The sequence below is a fragment of the Aeromonas sp. FDAARGOS 1415 genome (genome assembly GCF_019048365.1).
Taxonomy (GTDB): domain Bacteria; phylum Pseudomonadota; class Gammaproteobacteria; order Enterobacterales; family Aeromonadaceae; genus Aeromonas; species Aeromonas taiwanensis.
Map to the genome: position 1 here is coordinate 4,065,841 of NZ_CP077363.1, position 16,060 is coordinate 4,081,900.

The 16,060-nt window shown below is 65.6% G+C and carries 18 protein-coding genes; 9 read left to right on the plus strand and 9 right to left on the minus strand.

Annotated elements, in window-relative coordinates; all coding sequences use genetic code 11:
• Positions 1 to 50: 50 nt before the first annotated feature.
• Complete coding sequence (locus I6L45_RS18785; RefSeq protein ID WP_210550424.1) at positions 51 to 431, minus strand: diacylglycerol kinase; 381 nt, start codon at positions 429 to 431, stop codon at positions 51 to 53.
• Between the two features lie 140 nt (positions 432 to 571).
• Between I6L45_RS18785 and I6L45_RS18790 the strand changes: the two genes are divergently transcribed.
• A complete protein-coding gene (locus tag I6L45_RS18790) occupies positions 572 to 1,639 on the plus strand; it encodes a 3-deoxy-7-phosphoheptulonate synthase (protein ID WP_134696465.1) in 1,068 nt (355 codons plus the stop codon).
• 240 nt (positions 1,640 to 1,879) lie between these two features.
• On the opposite strand, the gene I6L45_RS18800 is transcribed toward I6L45_RS18790, so the two are convergent.
• The 3 genes from I6L45_RS18800 to I6L45_RS18810 all read right to left on the minus strand — a co-directional run bounded on the left by I6L45_RS18800 (position 1,880) and on the right by I6L45_RS18810 (position 4,494).
• Complete coding sequence (locus tag I6L45_RS18800) at positions 1,880 to 2,665, minus strand: ATP-binding cassette domain-containing protein (RefSeq protein ID WP_216982931.1); 786 nt, start codon at positions 2,663 to 2,665, stop codon at positions 1,880 to 1,882.
• Complete coding sequence (gene btuC, locus I6L45_RS18805; protein ID WP_043759648.1) at positions 2,652 to 3,659, minus strand: vitamin B12 ABC transporter permease BtuC; 1,008 nt, start codon at positions 3,657 to 3,659, stop codon at positions 2,652 to 2,654. The genes I6L45_RS18800 and btuC overlap by 14 nt, the downstream gene beginning before the upstream one ends.
• 85 nt (positions 3,660 to 3,744) lie before the next feature.
• Positions 3,745 to 4,494 carry an ABC transporter substrate-binding protein gene (locus I6L45_RS18810; protein WP_216982932.1) on the minus strand — a complete coding sequence of 250 codons (750 nt, stop codon included), beginning with the start codon at positions 4,492 to 4,494 and terminating at the stop codon, positions 3,745 to 3,747.
• A 108-nt stretch (positions 4,495 to 4,602) separates the two neighbouring features.
• Here I6L45_RS18810 and I6L45_RS18815 point away from each other — a divergent pair, with 108 nt between their 5' ends.
• Both I6L45_RS18815 and tapW read left to right on the plus strand, forming a co-directional pair.
• Complete coding sequence (locus I6L45_RS18815; RefSeq protein WP_025327402.1) at positions 4,603 to 4,959, plus strand: DMT family protein; 357 nt, start codon at positions 4,603 to 4,605, stop codon at positions 4,957 to 4,959.
• Between the two features lie 54 nt (positions 4,960 to 5,013).
• Positions 5,014 to 6,150, plus strand: a complete 1,137-nt coding sequence (gene tapW / locus I6L45_RS18820) for a type IVa pilus ATPase TapW (protein ID WP_043808178.1) — start codon at positions 5,014 to 5,016, stop codon at positions 6,148 to 6,150.
• Between the two features lie 65 nt (positions 6,151 to 6,215).
• On the opposite strand, the gene I6L45_RS18825 is transcribed toward tapW, so the two are convergent.
• The 3 genes from I6L45_RS18825 to I6L45_RS18835 all read right to left on the minus strand — a co-directional run bounded on the left by I6L45_RS18825 (position 6,216) and on the right by I6L45_RS18835 (position 9,201).
• On the minus strand, positions 6,216 to 6,458 hold the full coding sequence (locus I6L45_RS18825) for a FeoC-like transcriptional regulator (RefSeq protein WP_216982933.1): 243 nt from the start codon (positions 6,456 to 6,458) through the stop codon (positions 6,216 to 6,218).
• 34 nt (positions 6,459 to 6,492) lie between these two features.
• Positions 6,493 to 8,763: a Fe(2+) transporter permease subunit FeoB gene (gene feoB / locus I6L45_RS18830; protein ID WP_216982934.1), complete on the minus strand. Its 2,271-nt coding sequence runs from the start codon at positions 8,761 to 8,763 to the stop codon at positions 6,493 to 6,495.
• 210 nt (positions 8,764 to 8,973) lie between these two features.
• Positions 8,974 to 9,201 carry a FeoA family protein gene (locus tag I6L45_RS18835; RefSeq protein WP_216982935.1) on the minus strand — a complete coding sequence of 76 codons (228 nt, stop codon included), beginning with the start codon at positions 9,199 to 9,201 and terminating at the stop codon, positions 8,974 to 8,976.
• A gap of 119 nt (positions 9,202 to 9,320) precedes the next feature.
• On the opposite strand from I6L45_RS18835, the gene I6L45_RS18840 reads away from it, so the two are divergent.
• The 6 genes from I6L45_RS18840 (at position 9,321) to I6L45_RS18865 (ending at position 14,145) form a co-directional block, all read left to right on the plus strand.
• Positions 9,321 to 9,650 carry a translation initiation factor gene (locus tag I6L45_RS18840; RefSeq protein WP_043759639.1) on the plus strand — a complete coding sequence of 110 codons (330 nt, stop codon included), beginning with the start codon at positions 9,321 to 9,323 and terminating at the stop codon, positions 9,648 to 9,650.
• Positions 9,651 to 9,891: 241 nt separating this feature from the next.
• Positions 9,892 to 10,449 carry a TMEM165/GDT1 family protein gene (locus I6L45_RS18845; protein WP_043759638.1) on the plus strand — a complete coding sequence of 186 codons (558 nt, stop codon included), beginning with the start codon at positions 9,892 to 9,894 and terminating at the stop codon, positions 10,447 to 10,449.
• Between the two features lie 219 nt (positions 10,450 to 10,668).
• Complete coding sequence (locus tag I6L45_RS18850) at positions 10,669 to 11,607, plus strand: DUF2157 domain-containing protein (RefSeq protein WP_043759636.1); 939 nt, start codon at positions 10,669 to 10,671, stop codon at positions 11,605 to 11,607.
• Positions 11,600 to 12,607 carry a DUF4401 domain-containing protein gene (locus I6L45_RS18855; RefSeq protein WP_216982936.1) on the plus strand — a complete coding sequence of 336 codons (1,008 nt, stop codon included), beginning with the start codon at positions 11,600 to 11,602 and terminating at the stop codon, positions 12,605 to 12,607. Before I6L45_RS18850 ends, I6L45_RS18855 begins: the two co-directional genes overlap by 8 nt.
• Positions 12,608 to 12,704: 97 nt before the next feature.
• Positions 12,705 to 13,196, plus strand: coding sequence for a GDYXXLXY domain-containing protein (locus tag I6L45_RS18860; protein WP_216982937.1), 492 nt, complete (start codon positions 12,705 to 12,707; stop codon positions 13,194 to 13,196).
• 244 nt (positions 13,197 to 13,440) lie between these two features.
• A complete protein-coding gene (locus tag I6L45_RS18865; RefSeq protein ID WP_216984247.1) occupies positions 13,441 to 14,145 on the plus strand; it encodes an ABC transporter substrate-binding protein in 705 nt (234 codons plus the stop codon).
• Positions 14,146 to 14,321: 176 nt separating this feature from the next.
• Here I6L45_RS18865 and I6L45_RS18870 read toward each other — a convergent pair whose 3' ends face one another.
• Entirely contained in the window at positions 14,322 to 14,609 is a 288-nt protein-coding gene (locus tag I6L45_RS18870; protein WP_043759628.1) for a hypothetical protein, read from the minus strand.
• Positions 14,610 to 14,716: 107 nt separating this feature from the next.
• Complete coding sequence (locus I6L45_RS18875; RefSeq protein ID WP_216982938.1) at positions 14,717 to 15,760, minus strand: sensor domain-containing diguanylate cyclase; 1,044 nt, start codon at positions 15,758 to 15,760, stop codon at positions 14,717 to 14,719.
• Between the last annotated feature and the right edge of the window lie 300 nt (positions 15,761 to 16,060).

Genomic DNA, 16,060 nt, shown 5'->3' on the forward strand with positions numbered 1-16,060 from the left:
CGTCGTAATGACGGGCTTTTTTATGTCAGGAGAAAGGTTGCTCCCGCAACCTACCACCACCCCAGCAGGTTGCGGCCCACAAGGGCGCCCCACACCAGGGCGTTGAGGGCCAGGGCGATGAAGACGGCGGCGGAGCCCAGATCCTTGGCGCGACCGGAGAGCTCGTGATGCTCGGAGCCGATGCGATCCACCACCGCCTCCACGGCGGAGTTGATCACCTCGACGATCACCACCAGCCAGCTGATGCAGACCAGCAGCAGGATCTCGTTGAGGGAGTCACCTATCCAGAATGCCAGCGGCATCAGCAGCAGGATCAGCACCAGCTCCTGGCGGAAGGCGGCCTCGTTAATCCAGGCCGATTTGAGACCTTTCATGCTGTAACCGGTTGCGTTGATGATGCGGGTGATCCCGGTCGCGCCTGGCTTTGCCACGATAACTACCTCATTTGGAATGGCTTTTAGGCTCACATCCTATCAGAGCCGCCCGAGGTTTCCATCGGGGGAGTTTTGCTTTATTTTATTCCCTTGCATTTTGGCGTCCCGCCCCCCTATCCACTCGAGAATTGAGTCGTATGTCCATTCACACCGATGAATTGCGCACCCGTCGCCTGGAGTCCCTGATCACGCCCAGCGAGCTGGCGCACGCCTTCCCGTTAAACGACACCGTGGCCCAGAACCTGCTGGATGCCCGCCGCCAAGTGGAAGCCATTCTGGCCGGGGAAGATCAGCGCCTGCTGGTCATCGTCGGCCCCTGCTCCATCCACGATCCCGCCGCCGCCCACGAATACGCCCTGCGTCTGAACAAACTGCGTGAAGAGTACAAAGAGAGCCTGTGCATCGTGATGCGCACCTACTTCGAGAAGCCGCGCACCATCGTCGGCTGGAAGGGGCTCATCAACGATCCGCGCCTCGACGGCAGCTTCGACGTCAATGAAGGGTTGAAGCTGGCCCGCAAGCTGCTGGTCGACATCAACGAGACCGGCATGCCCACCGCCACCGAGTTCCTCGACATGGTGACCGGCCAGTACATCAGCGATCTCATCACCTGGGGTGCCATCGGTGCGCGTACCACCGAATCCCAGGTTCACCGCGAGATGGCCTCCGCTCTCTCCTGCCCGGTGGGGTTCAAGAACGGCACCGACGGTAATACCCGCATCGCCATCGATGCGGTGCGCGCCGCCCGTCACAGCCACATCTTCTACTCCCCGGACAAGGACGGCAAGATGACCATCTACCGCACCGCCGGCAACCCTTACGGCCACGTGATCCTGCGCGGCGGCCACCGACCCAACTACGACACCGCCAGCATCGACGAGGCGTGTGAAGCCCTGGCCCAGGTGGGCCTGCCCGAGCGCCTGGTGGTGGATTTCAGCCACGGCAACAGCATGAAGGATCACCGTCGTCAGCTGCTGGTGGCCCAGGACATCTGCGATCAGCTGCGCCGCGGCCGCACCGGCATCGCCGGCATCATGGCCGAGAGCTTCCTGGTGGAAGGGCGTCAGGACGTGGAGAACGGCTGTGCCGCGACCTTCGGCCAGAGCATCACGGATGCCTGCCTGTCGTGGGAAGACACCGAAACCCTGCTGGCCATGCTGGCAGAGGCCGCCAAGGTGCGTCTGGAGAAAACCCGCCAGGGGTAACGGCTGTGTCATCATCCTTCGGCCAGAGCATCACGGATGCCTGCCTGTCCTGGGAAGACACCGAAACCCTGCTGGCCATGCTGGCCGAAGCGGCCAAGGTACGTCTGGACAAGCTGGGCTGAACAGCGAATAGAAGCAAAGGGGCCAGTATTCCTGATACTGGCCCCTTATTCTTGCAGGCGGCCGATTACGCTTCGCTAATCGACCCTACAAACGCTATCTCTCCTCTGCGCTCCGTTCTCAAAGACTCGGCATAAACCAGACCCGGCCCGCCGCCTCGATGCGCTCCGTCCTTATCTGGAACACCCGCTCCAGCAGCGCCGCGTCGATGACCTCGACGCCCCCCTCGCTCACCACCTTGCCCTGCTGCAGGCAGAGAATGCGATCCGCCCAGTCGATGGCCAGGTTGATGTCGTGGATGGCGACCACCACCAGCAGACCCTGTCCGGCCAGCCGCTTCAGCAACCGCAGCAGCGCCAGCTGATGGTGCAGATCCAGCCCCGCCAGGGGCTCGTCCAGCAGCAGGAGCCGCCCGGCCGGGTTCAGGCCCGGCCACAGCTGCAGCAAGGTGCGGGCGATCAGCACCCGTTGCTGCTCCCCGCCAGAGAGGCGGCTGAAGTCCCGCGCCAGCAGTCCCTCCAGCTCCAGGGCCCCGCAGATCTCGGCCACGGCCCGGTTCTGCGCCTGCGCCTCCCCTTCTTCCCCCAGCCCCAGGCTCAGCACCTGGAACACCGGGATGTGAAACAGCTGGGGCTGGCGCTGGGGCAGCATGGCCCGCCGCTTTGCAAGCTCGGGCCAGCTCAGGGCCGTGAGGGCCTCCCCTCCCAGCAAGACGACGCCCTCGGCGGGCAGAATGCCGGCCAGGGCCCCCAGCAGGCTCGACTTGCCACTGCCGTTGGGGCCGAGCAGCGCCACCAGCTGGCCCCCGGTCCAGGCGAGATCCAGGGGGGCGAGACGGTGGGCGATGGCGAGGGCGCGGGCCTCCAGCACGGGGAGCCCTTCGCCCTTAATGTCAGGAGCCGGCATGGGCATCTTGCCTCAGCAACAGATAGATGAAGAGTGGCGCCCCGACCGAGGCGGTGATGACGCCGATGGGCAGCTCCCCGGCGTGCAATGCCGAGCGGGCCACCAGATCGGCGCCGAGCAGCAGGGCCCCGCCGCCCAGCGCCGAGGCGGGCAGCAGGAAGCGCTGATCGCTGCCACCGCACAGGCGCAGCAGATGGGGCACCACCAGGCCGACAAAGCCGATGACCCCGCACAGGGACACCGCCACGCCGGTGAGCAGGCAGACCGCCAGCACCAACCGCACCCGCATGCGCTCCACGTTCATGCCCATGAGGCGAGCCTGGGTCTCCCCCAGCAGCAGCTGTTGCAACGCCCGCCCCTGCAGGCAGAGCCAGCCGAGGGTCAGCGGCAGCACCAGCCACCACCAGGCGAACTGCTGGCTGCCGTAAGCGAGGCTGCCCATCATCCAGAACATGTATTCCCGCAGGGCGCCGTCATCGGCAAAGTACATCAGCCAGGTCATGGCGGCGTTGGTGAGGATGCCGATGGCCACCCCGAACAGCAGCAGCCGGGTATGGCCGAGCCGCGCCCGGCGGGCCAGCTGTATGAGCAACATGGTCACCACCAGGGCGCCGCCAAAGGCCGCGAAGGAGAGCCCCCATCCCGGCAGGTAGATGCCGAGGGCCTTGGCCACCGCCATGGCCACCATGGCGGCAAGGCCCGCACCGCTCGAGACTCCCAGCAGGCCGGGTTCGGCCACCGGGTTGTGCAGCATCACCTGGAGCACGGCCCCGCCACAGGCGAGCGCCGCCCCTGCCAGCAGGGCCAGCACGGCCCGGGGCAGCCGCAGATCCAGCAGGATGCGCAGCTCCAGCTCCCCCAGGGGGTGCCAGGGCAGCAGCACGAACTCCCCCCAGGCGAGGGAGAGCAGGAACAGGGCCAGGGTCAACAGCGCCAGGGCGAGCAGCCAGCGGCGCTGCCAGCGCTGCTGGCGATGGATGAGAGCGAGATACACGCGGGGTCCCCGAGATGAGACGGATGCCCGTCCCCGGGGGGACAGGCAGGAAAGCTGCATGATAACAGCGTGTTACCACCCGAGGTCAAGGCTGGTAGGGCTTGGCCAGCGCCCCTATCTCGCCGCTCTCCACCATGGCTTGCAACGCCTGCGCCAGCTTGGGGCCGAGGGCGTGGTGGGGTGAGCGCTTGCTCATGCCCAGATAGAGCACCACGGGATGAGGGGGACGATAGGCCGCCTTCACGAGTTCGCCGGCATTGTGCTGGCTCAGTGCGTAGTCCACCTGGCAGTCGGTGCCGATCATCAGGGGCAGGTGCCCCCGCTCCACCATGCGCTGCAGCTGATCCTCGGTGGGCACGCCGTGCTTCTTGAGCCCGGTGTCCCCGTCGAAGGGGGAGAAATAGGCGGAGTTGAGCACATAGCCTATCTCCCGGCCACGGAGATCCCCGTAGGTGTTCAGGGTCGCCACCGCCGCCGCCTTGCCATAGAAGGCCGGCTGGCACTGGTAATAGGCCGGTTGCAGGTAGTCGATGAAGGTCGCCCGCGCCTCTGTGTGGGCCAGCCCTATCATCAGATCCGCCTGACCGGTCTGCATCTGTTTGAGGGCGCGCCCCCAGGGCACCCGCTTGAGGGTCATCGCTATGCCGCTGCGCGCCTGCAACTGGCGCAGGATGTCGATGTCCAGACCATGGAACTCGTCATTCTGCGTGATCATGCGAAATGGCGGCCACACATCGGTGACCACTGTCAGGGTTGGCGCTCCGTTTGCCAAAGCCATCACGGGCGCCCAGCTGGCAAACAGCAGACCAAGCACACCCCGGCTTGTCTTGCCCATCCCGTTCAACCTTATTTTGACATCCTGTGGGTTAAAAATACCCTCTGACGCCCCTTATGGAAACCCAGGGAGTCGAGATAAAATGCGTTGATTTTAAAGGAGAACCTAATGAACCCTATCGTGACCAGTATCGGTCTGCTCATCTGCAGCAACGTCTTCATGACCTTTGCCTGGTATGCCCACCTCAAGAGCATGAACCACAAACCCTGGATCATCGCCGCCCTGGTCAGCTGGGGCATCGCCCTGTTTGAATACCTGCTGCAGGTGCCCGCCAACCGCATCGGCCACACCGTGCTGTCGGTCGGCCAGCTCAAGATCCTGCAGGAGGTGATCACCCTCACCGTGTTCGTGCCCTTCTCCATCTTCTACCTCAAAGAGGACCTGAAATGGGACTACCTCTGGGCCGGCCTGTGCATCCTGGGCGCGGTGTTTTTTGTGTTCCGTGAAAAACTGACCGGTGCCTGAGGCTGTACACTCAAGCACGGCGCTCCCCTATCCCTTTGATTGACGAGGCAACACATGGAATTGAGAGACATGCTACAGATGCTGGCCAAACAGGATGGCTCCGACCTCTATCTCTCGACCGGCGCCCCCCCCTGCGCCAAGTTCAACGGCGCCCTGCGCCCCCTCAGCCAGGCCCTGCTCGAACCCGGTGAAGTGGCCCGTATCGCAGACGGCATCATGGATGCCGAGCAGAAGCAGCAGTTCGAGAAGGAGCTGGAGATGAACCTCGCCATCTCCCTGCCCCAGATAGGCCGCTTTCGGGTCAATATCTTCAAGCAGCGCAACGAAGTCTCCCTGGTGGCGCGCAACATCAAGACCGAGATCCCCCGCTTCGAGGATCTGAAGCTCCCCCCCGTGCTGCTCGATACCATTATGGAGAAGCGCGGCCTGGTGCTCTTCGTCGGTGGCACCGGCTCGGGCAAGTCCACGTCGCTGGCGGCCCTCATCGATCACCGCAACCGCAACAGCGGCGGCCACATCATCACCATCGAGGATCCGGTGGAGTTCGTCCATCGCCACCACAAGTGCATCATCAACCAGCGGGAGGTGGGGGTGGATACCCGCAGCTTCCACGCGGCGCTGAAGAACACCCTGCGTCAGGCGCCGGACGTCATCCTCATCGGCGAAATTCGCGATCGCGAAACCATGGAGCATGCCCTCGCCTTCTCCGAGACCGGGCACCTGGCCATCTCCACCCTGCACGCCAACAACGCCAACCAGGCGCTGGACCGCATCATCAATTTCTTCCCGGAGGAGCGCCGCCCCCAGCTGCTCAACGATCTGGGCAACAACCTCAAGGCCTTCGTCTCCCAGCGGCTGGTGAAGACCACGGACGGCGGACGACGGGCGGCGGTGGAGGTGATGCTCGGCACCCACACGGTGCGCGACCTCATCAAGCGCGGCGAGTTTGGCGGCCTCAAGGAGATCATGGAGAAATCCAGGGCCCTTGGCATGGTCACCTTCGACAGCACCCTGTTCGATCTCGTGGTGGAGGGGGTCATCGACGAGGAGGAGGCGGTGAAGAACGCAGACTCCCAGAACAACCTGCGCCTCAAGATCAAACTCTGGCGCGAGAAGGGGCAGATAGGCAACAGCGCGGCGGCCAGCGGCTGGAGCCTGGAACCCACCAAGGACGATGAAGATCTCTTCTAGGCGCCCAGGCGGCACGCAGCAGACAACAAAAAGGGAACCCTCGGGTTCCCTTTTTTCATGCGCATTCAGCCGCGCTGCACCAGCCCTATGCGGCCGGGATCGCACCACTCGAACATCACCTCCTCGCTCTTGCCGCAGCAGGAGCCGCCACAGAGCCGGGTCTCGCGCTTGGCAACGCGCCCCTTGCGCATCCAGACCCCGAGCATGGCCTCTACCGCATCCTCGGAGGTGTGGAAGTGGCGGGCCAGCTCCTGCCGGCTCACCCGCCGGTGCTCGGCCAGGTACTCCCCCAGATCCCGCAATATCATGAGCTTGCCTCCTCTTTGGCGCCCGCCAGTCCCGTCACAGGGTGACCACCCTGCGGGCGACGATGTCGCCGTGACGGCGGCCGAGCCACCAGATCAACACCAGCGAGCCGCCGTAGCTTCCCACCCACATCAGGCTCTGGGTGGGGTGCGCGGCATAGGTCGCGAGCTGGTAGAACACGGTGGCACACAGGAAGGCCACGTAGTTGCACCAGGCGGCGGTAAACAGGGCCCACTGGCGGCCGGTCTCCCGCACCAGGGCGCCCATGGCGGCGGCGCAGGGCATGTAGAGCAGCACGAACAAGAGGTAGGCGAAGGCCCCGGCCACCCCGTCGAAGTGGGTCTGCATGTTGCCGTAGGTGGAGGTATCCACCTCCTGGGCCTCGGCTGCCGCCTGCCTGTCCGCCAGATCCCCCACCTTGATCCCCATGGGGTCGGTCGGGTCGATGTCCGCCAGGTTGGCGGGGATGGTGGCCAGCGCCTCCTGCAGGCTGCCGAGCAGGGAGTATTCACTCTCCTCCCCGTCGCCTGCACTTCCTGCATAGAGGCTGTTGAGGGTGGCGACCACCGCCTCCTTGGCGAAGATGCCGGTCAGGATGCCGACCGTGGCCTGCCAGTTGTCGTCCCGCACGCCGATGGGGTGCAGCACCGGGGTCACGGACTGGCTCAGCTGGCTCAGTACCGAGCGCTCCTGATCCTGGTTGCCGAAGCTGCCGTCGGTGCCGAGGGAATTGAGCACGCTCAGCACCGCCACCATCAGGACGATGGTCTTGCCGGCACCGAAGATGAAGCCCTTGAGTTTTTGCCAGGTGCGGATCCCCACGTCCACCGGACGGGGCCACTCGTAGTCCGGCATCTCCATCACCATGGCGTCGCTCTTGCCCGGCAGCAGGGTGCTGCGCAGGAAGAGGCCGGTGAGCACGGCCACCAGGATGCCGAACAGATAGAGACCGAACACCAGGTTCTGGCCCGACTCGGGGAAGAAGGCTACCGCGAACAGGGCGTAGACCGGCAGACGGGCGCCACAGGACATGAAGGGGGCCATGGCCGAGGTCATCAGCCGCTCCCGCTCCGACCCCAGGGTGCGGGTCGCCATCACCGCGGGCACGGTGCAGCCAAAGCCCATCAGCATGGGGACGAACGCCTTGCCGGGCAGGCCGAGGCGGCGCATCAGTGCGTCCACCACGAAGGCCGCCCGGGCCAGATAGCCGGAGCTCTCCAGCATGGCGAGGAACAGGAAGAGGCAGCCCACCACGGGGATGAAGGTCGCCACCGTCTGCAGGCCGGCACCGATGCCGTCCGCGAGCACGGCCCCCAGCCAGTCGGGGGCACTGATCAGCCCCAGCAGGTGGTGCACCCCGTCCACGAACAGGGCCCCCCCCAGGATGTCGAAGAAGTCGATGAAGGCGCTGCCCACCTTGATGGCGAACATGAACATCAGGTACATCACCAGCAGGAAGAAGGGGATGCCCACCCAGCGATTGAGCAGCACCCTGTCCAGCCGCTCGCTCTGGGCGACGGTGAGCTTGCCCTGCCGGCGGCACGCCTGCTGGCACCAGTGATGGATGTGGCCGTAGCGCAAGTCCGCCAGCTGCAGGTCGATGTCCTGGGCGTGGTGGGCGCGGCTCACCAGGTTGGCAGCGGCGGCCTGCTGACCCGCCATCAGGGTCTCCTGCATGGCCACGTCCTCCTCCAGCAGGCGCAGGGCGCGGCCCCGGCCATTCAGGTGGTGGGGGGCGAGCAGGGTCTCCAGCTCGGCGAGCTCCCTCTCCAGGGGCTGACCATAATCGAGCACCAGAGCCTGCTGGGGCTGACCGATGAACTGATGGATCCTGGCCTTGAAGGCCGCCACCTGCTGGCGGTTGTGGGCCGAGAGCGACACCACGGGGCAGCCGAGCGCCTGGCCGAGCAGCCCCTCGTCGATGGTGATGCGGCGTTTTTGCAGCAGATCCAGCTTGTTGAGCACCACCACCATGGGCAGCCCCAGCTCCCGCAGCTGCAGGGTGAGATAGAGGGAGCGCTCCAGGTTCGCAGCGTCGATGACGTTGAGCAGCAGATCCGGCTGCTGGCGCTGGACAAAACGGCTGGCGATCTGCTCGTCCAGGCTCGCCTCCTGATTCGCCAGGGCATAGATGCCGGGCAGATCCACTAGGGTGTAATCGTGCCCTCCGGCGGTAAACTCCCCCATCTTCTTGTCGACGGTGACCCCGCTCCAGTTGCCCACCTGCTGGCGGGCGCCGGTCAGGGCGTTGAACAGGGAAGTCTTGCCGCTGTTGGGGTTGCCGACCGTGACCAGGTTGTAGCTCATACCGGTGTCACCTCGATACTGTTGTGGGCCAGGTTCTGTTCGCGTGTGTGATGCATATCGATACGACCCGGCATAGAGAAAGCGATGGAATGTGAAGCGTGATTCATACCGGCTCCACCTCGATGCTGTAGGGGGCCGGGCTCTGTGCTTGTGGGGAATTCATTCCGATAAGACCCGGCATTGAGAAAACGATGAAATGGGAAGCGTGATTCATACCAGCTCCACCTCTATCTGACGGGCCAGGCTCTTTTGCATGGAGAGGCAGATCCCCTGACACTGGATCTGGAGCGGATCCCCGAGGGGGGCGGTACGCAGATAGAGGATCTCGGTCTGGGGCAGCAGCCCCATCACCATCAGCTTGCGCCGCAGGGGACGACCAAGGTGGTTCATGTTCTTGATGCGAGCACTCTGCCCCGGCGACAACTGTGTGAGTACCATGACGGGCTCCTGAAGTTAAACAAGAATAATTCGCTTTTAGTTGGGGGATTATAAGCTGTGCCCCCAACATTAATTTGCGTAAAATCAAACTCCGCTTCGCTAACCGACAAAGAATTGCCATGAGTCACGACAACAACAGCCGCCTGGTCTACAGCACAGACGGCGGCATGATCAAGGAATCCGCCCCCGCCCAGAACGCCTCCCCCTTCCCCGCCGACGGGGTCGTGCGCATCCGCCGCGAGACCAAGGGACGCAAGGGCGCCGGGGTCATCAGCATCCACGGCGTGCCGGCGGATCAACAGAAGGCCCTCGCCACCCTGCTCAAGAAGAAGTGCGGCACCGGCGGCGGCCTGAAGGAGGGCGTCATCGAGATCCAGGGGGACAAACGGGACCTGATCAAGGCCGAACTGGAGAAGGCGGGCTTTCAGGTCAAGCTGGTAGGCGGTTGATCTGCTTGTCTCTCCCGCGCTTTTTCCCTAGAATGCCGGCTCCCATCGAGGGGGAGTAGTCTCGCCACGGGTATCACCCTGCGCGACCCTGATCAACATACTTGGTGCCAACTCACCATGGTCAGGGTGATCCGGTCAAAGCCGGATTTGACAAGACCTTTGACGGGCCAGTGCCACAACCGGGGACGGATGGCGCAGGCTTGTCTTTGGTTTATAACAATTCCGTCCCCCGGTCATATTTATGGAAGCCTTGTTAACCTCCACCCTGAGCGTGGCCATCGCCGAGATCGGCGACAAGACCCAGCTCCTGGCGTTGTTGCTCATCTGTCGTTTTCGCAAACCCTGGCCCATCATCGCCGGCATGCTGGCCGCTACCCTGCTCAACCATGCGGGTGCTGCCTGGATTGGGGAGTTCATCAGCCGCTGGATGGACCCCAAGGTGATGACCTGGCTGGTGGCCGGTGCCTTCATCGCCATGGCCGCCTGGATCCTGGTGCCGGACAAGATGGACGACGAAGAGAGTTCCCTGGACAAGTACGGCCCCTTCATGGCCACCTTCGTGCTCTTCTTCATCGCCGAGATCGGCGACAAGACCCAGATAGCCACAGTGCTGCTGGCGGCCAAGTACGATTCCCTGGTCCAGGTCATCACCGGTACCACCCTCGGCATGATGCTGGCCAACGTTCCCGTGGTGCTGATCGGCAAGCTCGGGGCCGACAAGCTGCCCCTCAAGGGGATCCGCATCGCCTGCGCCATCCTCTTCGTGGGCCTGGGCGTCAGCACCCTGATCTTCGTCTGACGAACCGGACACAAGGCTGTGGGATCAGCGTGAGCACTGATCAACACCGCCACCCCGGTCGTCACCCCGGCCCCCGCCTCACGGCGGGGGCTTTTCCATCTCTGCGCTTTCATCTCTGCGCCCCCTGCCGTCGCCTTCACGCCGCCAGATCTGCCCCACGGCACGGCGCCGTGCCATAATGCCTTACATTTCAGGCACGACGGCATCAGGAGCCTCGCCATGCACGTCACCTCAAGACAGACCCTGCTCGACTGGGTCAGACGCGGTCACCTCCCCCGGGAGTCCCTGCCCGCCGCCCTCGCGCACTGTGAGCTGCCCCCCGGCCCCGCCCGCTGGCAGTGGCTGTTCGATCGCCTGCTGCTCTGGCTCGGCTGCCTCTGCCTCGGCGCGGGTCTGGTGTTCTTCGTCGCCTTCAACTGGCAGGTGCTCGGCCGCCTCTCGCGCCTCGCCCTGCTGGAGCTGCCCCTGCTCGCCATGCTGGTGGTGCTCTGGCGCAGGCCCCTGGCCGACACGCCGCGCCAGGCCCTGCTGCTGGCCCTGGCCCTCAACCTCGGCGCCCTGCTGGCCCTGGTGGGCCAGACCTACCAGACCGGCGCCGATCCCTGGCAGCTGTTCGCCACCTGGGCCCTGTTGCTGCTGCCCCTGGCGGCGCTCGGCAGGAGCCCGCTGCTCTGGACGCTCGCCTGGCTGCTCGGCCAGCTCGCCCTGGTGCTCTACTGGCGCCTCGGCCTGTTCGACCTCTTCTTCTCCTTCGACGAGGAGGCCCTCGGCTGGTGCCTGACCCTGCTCAATGCCGCCCTCTGGGGCCTGCTGATCCTGGCCCCCGCCCGCTTCGCCCTCATGCCCTCCTGGATTGCCGGGCTGGCCGCCGGGCTCGGCATCACCCTGCTGGCCCTGCTGGCCCTGTTCAATGCCGCCTCCCCCTGGGTCTGGCCCGTCTGGCTCGCCTGGCTCGGCGCCGCCTACCTGCGCTGGCACCACAGGTTCATCGCCGGCCTCGCCATGGGGTGCCTGAGCCTCATCGCCGTGATCCTCGCGGCCCTTGGCAAGTGGATGGAGCCCGACATGAACGGCTTCCTGCTGCTCGCCCTTATCGCCATCGGTCTGTCGGTCCTGGCCAGCCGCTGGCTGCAACAACAACGGAGGCAGCATGTCTGACCTGACCCCCTGGGAGCGGCTTCGAGCCGCCCGTCTGGTGGAGGGGGAGCTCCCCCGTGACGAGCAGCCCCACTGGTCGAGCCGCTTCCTGCTCGGCATGGTGGGCTGGATAGCCGCCCTCTTCCTGCTCTTCTTCCTGTTCATGGCCTTCGAGAGCCTCACCCGGGAGGCGAACCACGCCCTCACCATGGGGGCCGTGCTGATGGCCGCCGCCCTCGGCCTCAATCGCACCGCCCGGCGCACGGATCTCTGGGATCAGTTCGTGCTGGCGCTGGCGCTGGCCGCCGATGCCTGGCTGCTCTACGGCCTGCTGGACCGGCTGGATCTGCACCACGCCCCGCTCTGGTTCGGCCTCGCCGCCCTGTCGCTCTGCATCGCCGCCCTGTTCGAACACTGGCTGGTGCGCCTGTTCCACAGCTTCGCCGCCGCCATCCTGCTCGCCCTTGGACTCGCCTGCCTCGGCCTGCAACTGCTGGCCCTGCCCCTGGTGATGGGAGCTGCCGCCCTCTGCTGGCTGCAAGCGGAGCGCGATCCCGTTCGCCATCAGCTCTATGAGTCCCTCACCCTGGGGCTGGCCCTCTCCCTGCTGGTGCTGGGACGGCTGCACCACCCGCTCTGGGAGGGCGGCGCCAGCGTGCTGGACGAGCTCGGCCCCTCCCGGCTGCCGCTCTGGCTCAACCCCTTGCTCTGCGCCGCCCTGCTGCTGGGGGTCATGGTGCACCTGCGCCTGCCGCTGCTGGCCTGCCTGCCCCTGGTGCTGCTCAGCGCCCTCATCCCCGGCATGGGAGCCGGCGCCCTGGTGCTGGTGCTCGGCTTCTATGCCGGCAGCCTCACCCTCATGACCCTGGCCGGCCTGCTGCTGCTGGGCTTCGGCGCCCTCTATTACTACGATCTCGGGCTGACCCTGATGACCAAGTCCTGGCTGCTGCTGGGGTCGGGCGCCGTGCTGCTCGGCGCCCGCCAGGGGCTCAAATACCTGCACGGGAGGAACAAATCATGAGGCTTATCCCCCTGTTTCCGGACCTAACCACAGAGCCTGGCACCCTGCCTCTCGGCCACCATCCAGGGCACACACTCCTGCACGGGAGGAAAACATCATGAGACGCCTCTCCCTGTTTCTTGTCGGCCTCGCCATTCTGGCGGGGATCAATGCCACCGTCTGGCGCTTCGAGCACGCCATGGGCAGCGGCGAGGTGGTGCTGCTCGAACTCGCCCCGGTCGACCCCCGCTCCCTGATGCAGGGGGACTACATGCGCCTCGACTACGCCCTCGCCCGCCAGCTGACGGGCCGTCAGGAGGCTGCCACCCGGACCCTGGTGGTGCGTCTGGACGGGCAACAGGTGGCGCATTGGGTGGAAGAGGGGGACCCCGACGCCCTGGCCCGGGATCAGCGCCTGCTCAAGGTGCACCAGATCCACGGCCAGTGGCGGGTCGGGCCCGATGCCTTCTTCTTCGAGGAGGGGACGGCCGCGCAGTATGAGCGGGCGCGCTACGGGGAGTTTCGCCTGCAGGAAGATGGCGACACCCTGCTGGTAGGCCTGCGCGACGAGGCGTTCAAGCCCCTCGGCCACACCCGTCCCGCCTGGTAAGGTGATGACAAGCGGCCGGCAAGGCCCGTGGTGACAAGAAAAAGAGGGGGCCTGCAGGCGCCCCTCTTTTTTCTTGTGGGGGCGGCATCACCGGGGATCCGGATGTCCGGCTGGCGAAACGGCGTGACTTGGTAACACTTTACACTGGGCACTCGGCAGCGGGACGGTCAGGATGGGAACGACAAGCACAAGGGGTTGGGGCAGGCTCGCCGCCGCCCTGTTGGTGGCACTCTGGAGCGGCCAGATGGCGCTGGCAAGCCCCGCGCTGTCCAAGTTGCACTACCTCACCGAGGAGTACAAACCCTATAACTTCACCGGGGAGGATGGTGCCCCCAGCGGCCTTGCCGTCGAGCTGCTGCACCAGGTGTGGCAGAGGACGGGCACCCCGCCCCAGCCCGTCAGCGTCCTTCCCTGGGCCAGGGGATATTACCTGCTGACCCAGAAGCCCAATGTGGTGCTCTTCTCTACCGCCCGCACCGAGGCGCGCGATCCCCTGTTCAAGTGGGCCTGCCCCATCGGCTACGCCGAGATCGTGCTGATGGGGCTCGCCAGCCGCCCCCTGACCTTGACCCGGATGGAGGATGCCCAGCAACACACCATCGCCGCCGTGCGCGCCGACGTGGGGGAGCAGCTGCTGCTCAACAATGGCTTCGACGAGCAGAAGATCATGACCGCCAACCGCCTTCCCCAGGCGCTCAAGATGCTCACCTCGGGCCGGGTCGCGCTCATCGCCAGCAACAAGTCCACCCTGATGGATCTCATCAAGGCCCAGCAGCTGGATCCCGCCCTATTCGAGGTGCGCTGGGTGCTGAGCTCCGAGCAGTTCTGTTTTGCCTTCAGCCACGCGGTGGACGACGCCCTGGTCAGGGAGTTCCAGCACGGCCTGACCCAGGTGCTGGCCAGCAGCGCGTTCCAGCAGATCCAGCACAAATACTTCCCCGCCCCCTGAGCCTTCCCACGCCGGGGCCTGGCCCCGGCGCCCTCAGCCCCCTTTCCTCTGCGTCCATGCCCCTCCTCAACGCCACACCTCCATGTCCGTTCTCGGCGCTGACTGACGGCAAGAGGTGGCTCGGGCAGCGTGGCCTGTCGGTCAGGGGGACGGGCAGCACGTCGGGCAGAGAGGGCTTACTTCACCCGCATCAGGCGATGACGCTGCCCGCCAAACTCCAGCTGGACCACCTGGGAGCGCGCCATGGCCTCGACCCGGGCCAGCATCTCGGCGCTGTAGCCCTTGCGGTGCATCCACTGCATGGGCTCCTCGAAGCTCCCCTCGTTGACGATAAAGGTGTCGGTGTAGGCATCGTGCACGATGCTGACCACCCAGATGCGCTGCTGGAACTCCGAGAGGCCGGCGACGAGCGCAGCCGCGCGCGCGCCCAGGGCGCGAACACGGTCGATAAGGGGGGTTGTCATGAAGGGGGCTCCGCACTGATTGAGTGGGCGACATCCTAGCACCCGGGGGCCCGGGTCACCATGGGCCATATCAAGCCGACCTCGCGCCTTTGCCGGGGCCCGTTGCTTCAATGGGGGCGCGGCGGCACCGGGTTCTCTTCCTGTGCGCGGCGCTGGCGCTTGACCGCATACATGCGCGCATCGGCCTGGCGCAGGGCCTCGTCGACACTGATCTGCCCAGGATCGACCGCCACCGCCCCTACGCTTGCACCGGGGTAGTGAAGTGACTGCTCGCTGCCGAGGGGCAGTTGCAGCACGCTGTGTTCGAACAGCCGGCGCTGGAAAGTCTGCACCGCCGCCTCCACCGTCTGCGCCTCCGGGATGGGCCCCATGCCCACGGCGACAAACTCGTCGCCCCCCACCCGCGCCAGCATGTCGCCGCCGCGCAGGGTCTCGCTCAGTTGCCGCGCCATGGCGACGAGCAGCAGATCCCCCACCTCGTGACCGTGGGTGTCGTTGATCCCCTTGAAGCCGTCGAGATCGATAAAGGCGATAAGCACCGGATGGCCGGCCCGCTCCGACAACGAGAAGAGGCGGGTAAGCTCCAGCATCAGGGCCCGGCGATTGGGCAGCCCGGTCAGGGGATCGGACAGGGCCTGGCGGGAGAGCTCGTTGTTGGCCCGCTGCAGCTGGTGCAGCAGTTGCTCCCGCTCCACGTGCTCGGCGATGAGCCGCGCGAAGAAGGCGATCAGGTGTTCCGCCCCCGCCACCAGGGGTTTGCGCTCGGCGCTGGCACCGCACAGGGTGCCGTAGAGGGAGCCGGACGAGGTGCGCACCGGGCTGCTCAGGTAGGTGCGAATGCCCAGGGCCCTGGCCGCCTGGGAATCCCCCCAGCTGTCGGTGACGTCGTCGCTGTAGCGGCGATCCTCGTCGATGGCCCGCCGGCACAGGGTGTCGTGCCACTCCACCGTCGCCCCCTCCGGGATCTCCAGCCCGGCCGCGTTGCGGGCAAACAGGATGTGCTGGGTGCTCTGCTGGAGATCGATCTGGGTGAGGTAGGTCGACTCCAGCCCCGTCACCGTCTCCAGCATCTCCAGCAGGGGCCGGGTCAGGCTCTCCAGATCCCGTGCCCCGGTGACCTGTACCGACAGAGCCTGCAATATGTTGTCCATGCCTATCTCCCTGGGTGCATGTGCTTGCGGACACCTTAGCCAACTCGGGATGCCCGCCGCAAGCGCCAGTGTGGGCCTCACGGGGGGAAATCCCGCCGTGCTCGCCGTTTGGCCATCCCGCAGCCCCGCCCGGCGGCCCGCCCCGGGCCATAACTTTGAACCAGCGCAAAAAATCAATCAATTCTGACACTTGAGCCAGCAATATCCATGGATCGGGCCCTCTCGGCTCCGTATGATGGGAATGGGTGCCCGTTGGCCCCTGTGTTGTCCCGTCGGGTCAGCGGCGCATTGTGGTAGCGA

What these genes read in the sequence shown, in the direction of transcription:
- I6L45_RS18850 (WP_043759636.1), top strand. Translation starts at nt 10,669, where the DNA reads ATGCACGTCACCTCAAGACAGACCCTGCTCGACTGGGTCAGACGCGGT.
- I6L45_RS18875 (WP_216982938.1), bottom strand. Translation starts at nt 15,760, where the DNA reads ATGGACAACATATTGCAGGCTCTGTCGGTACAGGTCACCGGGGCACGG.
- I6L45_RS18870 (WP_043759628.1), bottom strand. Translation starts at nt 14,609, where the DNA reads ATGACAACCCCCCTTATCGACCGTGTTCGCGCCCTGGGCGCGCGCGCG.
- I6L45_RS18855 (WP_216982936.1), top strand. Translation starts at nt 11,600, where the DNA reads ATGTCTGACCTGACCCCCTGGGAGCGGCTTCGAGCCGCCCGTCTGGTG.
- I6L45_RS18840 (WP_043759639.1), top strand. Translation starts at nt 9,321, where the DNA reads ATGAGTCACGACAACAACAGCCGCCTGGTCTACAGCACAGACGGCGGC.
- I6L45_RS18865 (WP_216984247.1), top strand. Translation starts at nt 13,441, where the DNA reads ATGGCGCTGGCAAGCCCCGCGCTGTCCAAGTTGCACTACCTCACCGAG.
- I6L45_RS18810 (WP_216982932.1), bottom strand. Translation starts at nt 4,494, where the DNA reads ATGGGCAAGACAAGCCGGGGTGTGCTTGGTCTGCTGTTTGCCAGCTGG.
- I6L45_RS18790 (WP_134696465.1), top strand. Translation starts at nt 572, where the DNA reads ATGTCCATTCACACCGATGAATTGCGCACCCGTCGCCTGGAGTCCCTG.
- I6L45_RS18815 (WP_025327402.1), top strand. Translation starts at nt 4,603, where the DNA reads ATGAACCCTATCGTGACCAGTATCGGTCTGCTCATCTGCAGCAACGTC.
- I6L45_RS18835 (WP_216982935.1), bottom strand. Translation starts at nt 9,201, where the DNA reads ATGGTACTCACACAGTTGTCGCCGGGGCAGAGTGCTCGCATCAAGAAC.
- I6L45_RS18860 (WP_216982937.1), top strand. Translation starts at nt 12,705, where the DNA reads ATGAGACGCCTCTCCCTGTTTCTTGTCGGCCTCGCCATTCTGGCGGGG.
- I6L45_RS18845 (WP_043759638.1), top strand. Translation starts at nt 9,892, where the DNA reads ATGGAAGCCTTGTTAACCTCCACCCTGAGCGTGGCCATCGCCGAGATC.
- I6L45_RS18800 (WP_216982931.1), bottom strand. Translation starts at nt 2,665, where the DNA reads ATGCCGGCTCCTGACATTAAGGGCGAAGGGCTCCCCGTGCTGGAGGCC.
- feoB (WP_216982934.1), bottom strand. Translation starts at nt 8,763, where the DNA reads ATGAGCTACAACCTGGTCACGGTCGGCAACCCCAACAGCGGCAAGACT.
- tapW (WP_043808178.1), top strand. Translation starts at nt 5,014, where the DNA reads ATGGAATTGAGAGACATGCTACAGATGCTGGCCAAACAGGATGGCTCC.
- I6L45_RS18825 (WP_216982933.1), bottom strand. Translation starts at nt 6,458, where the DNA reads ATGATATTGCGGGATCTGGGGGAGTACCTGGCCGAGCACCGGCGGGTG.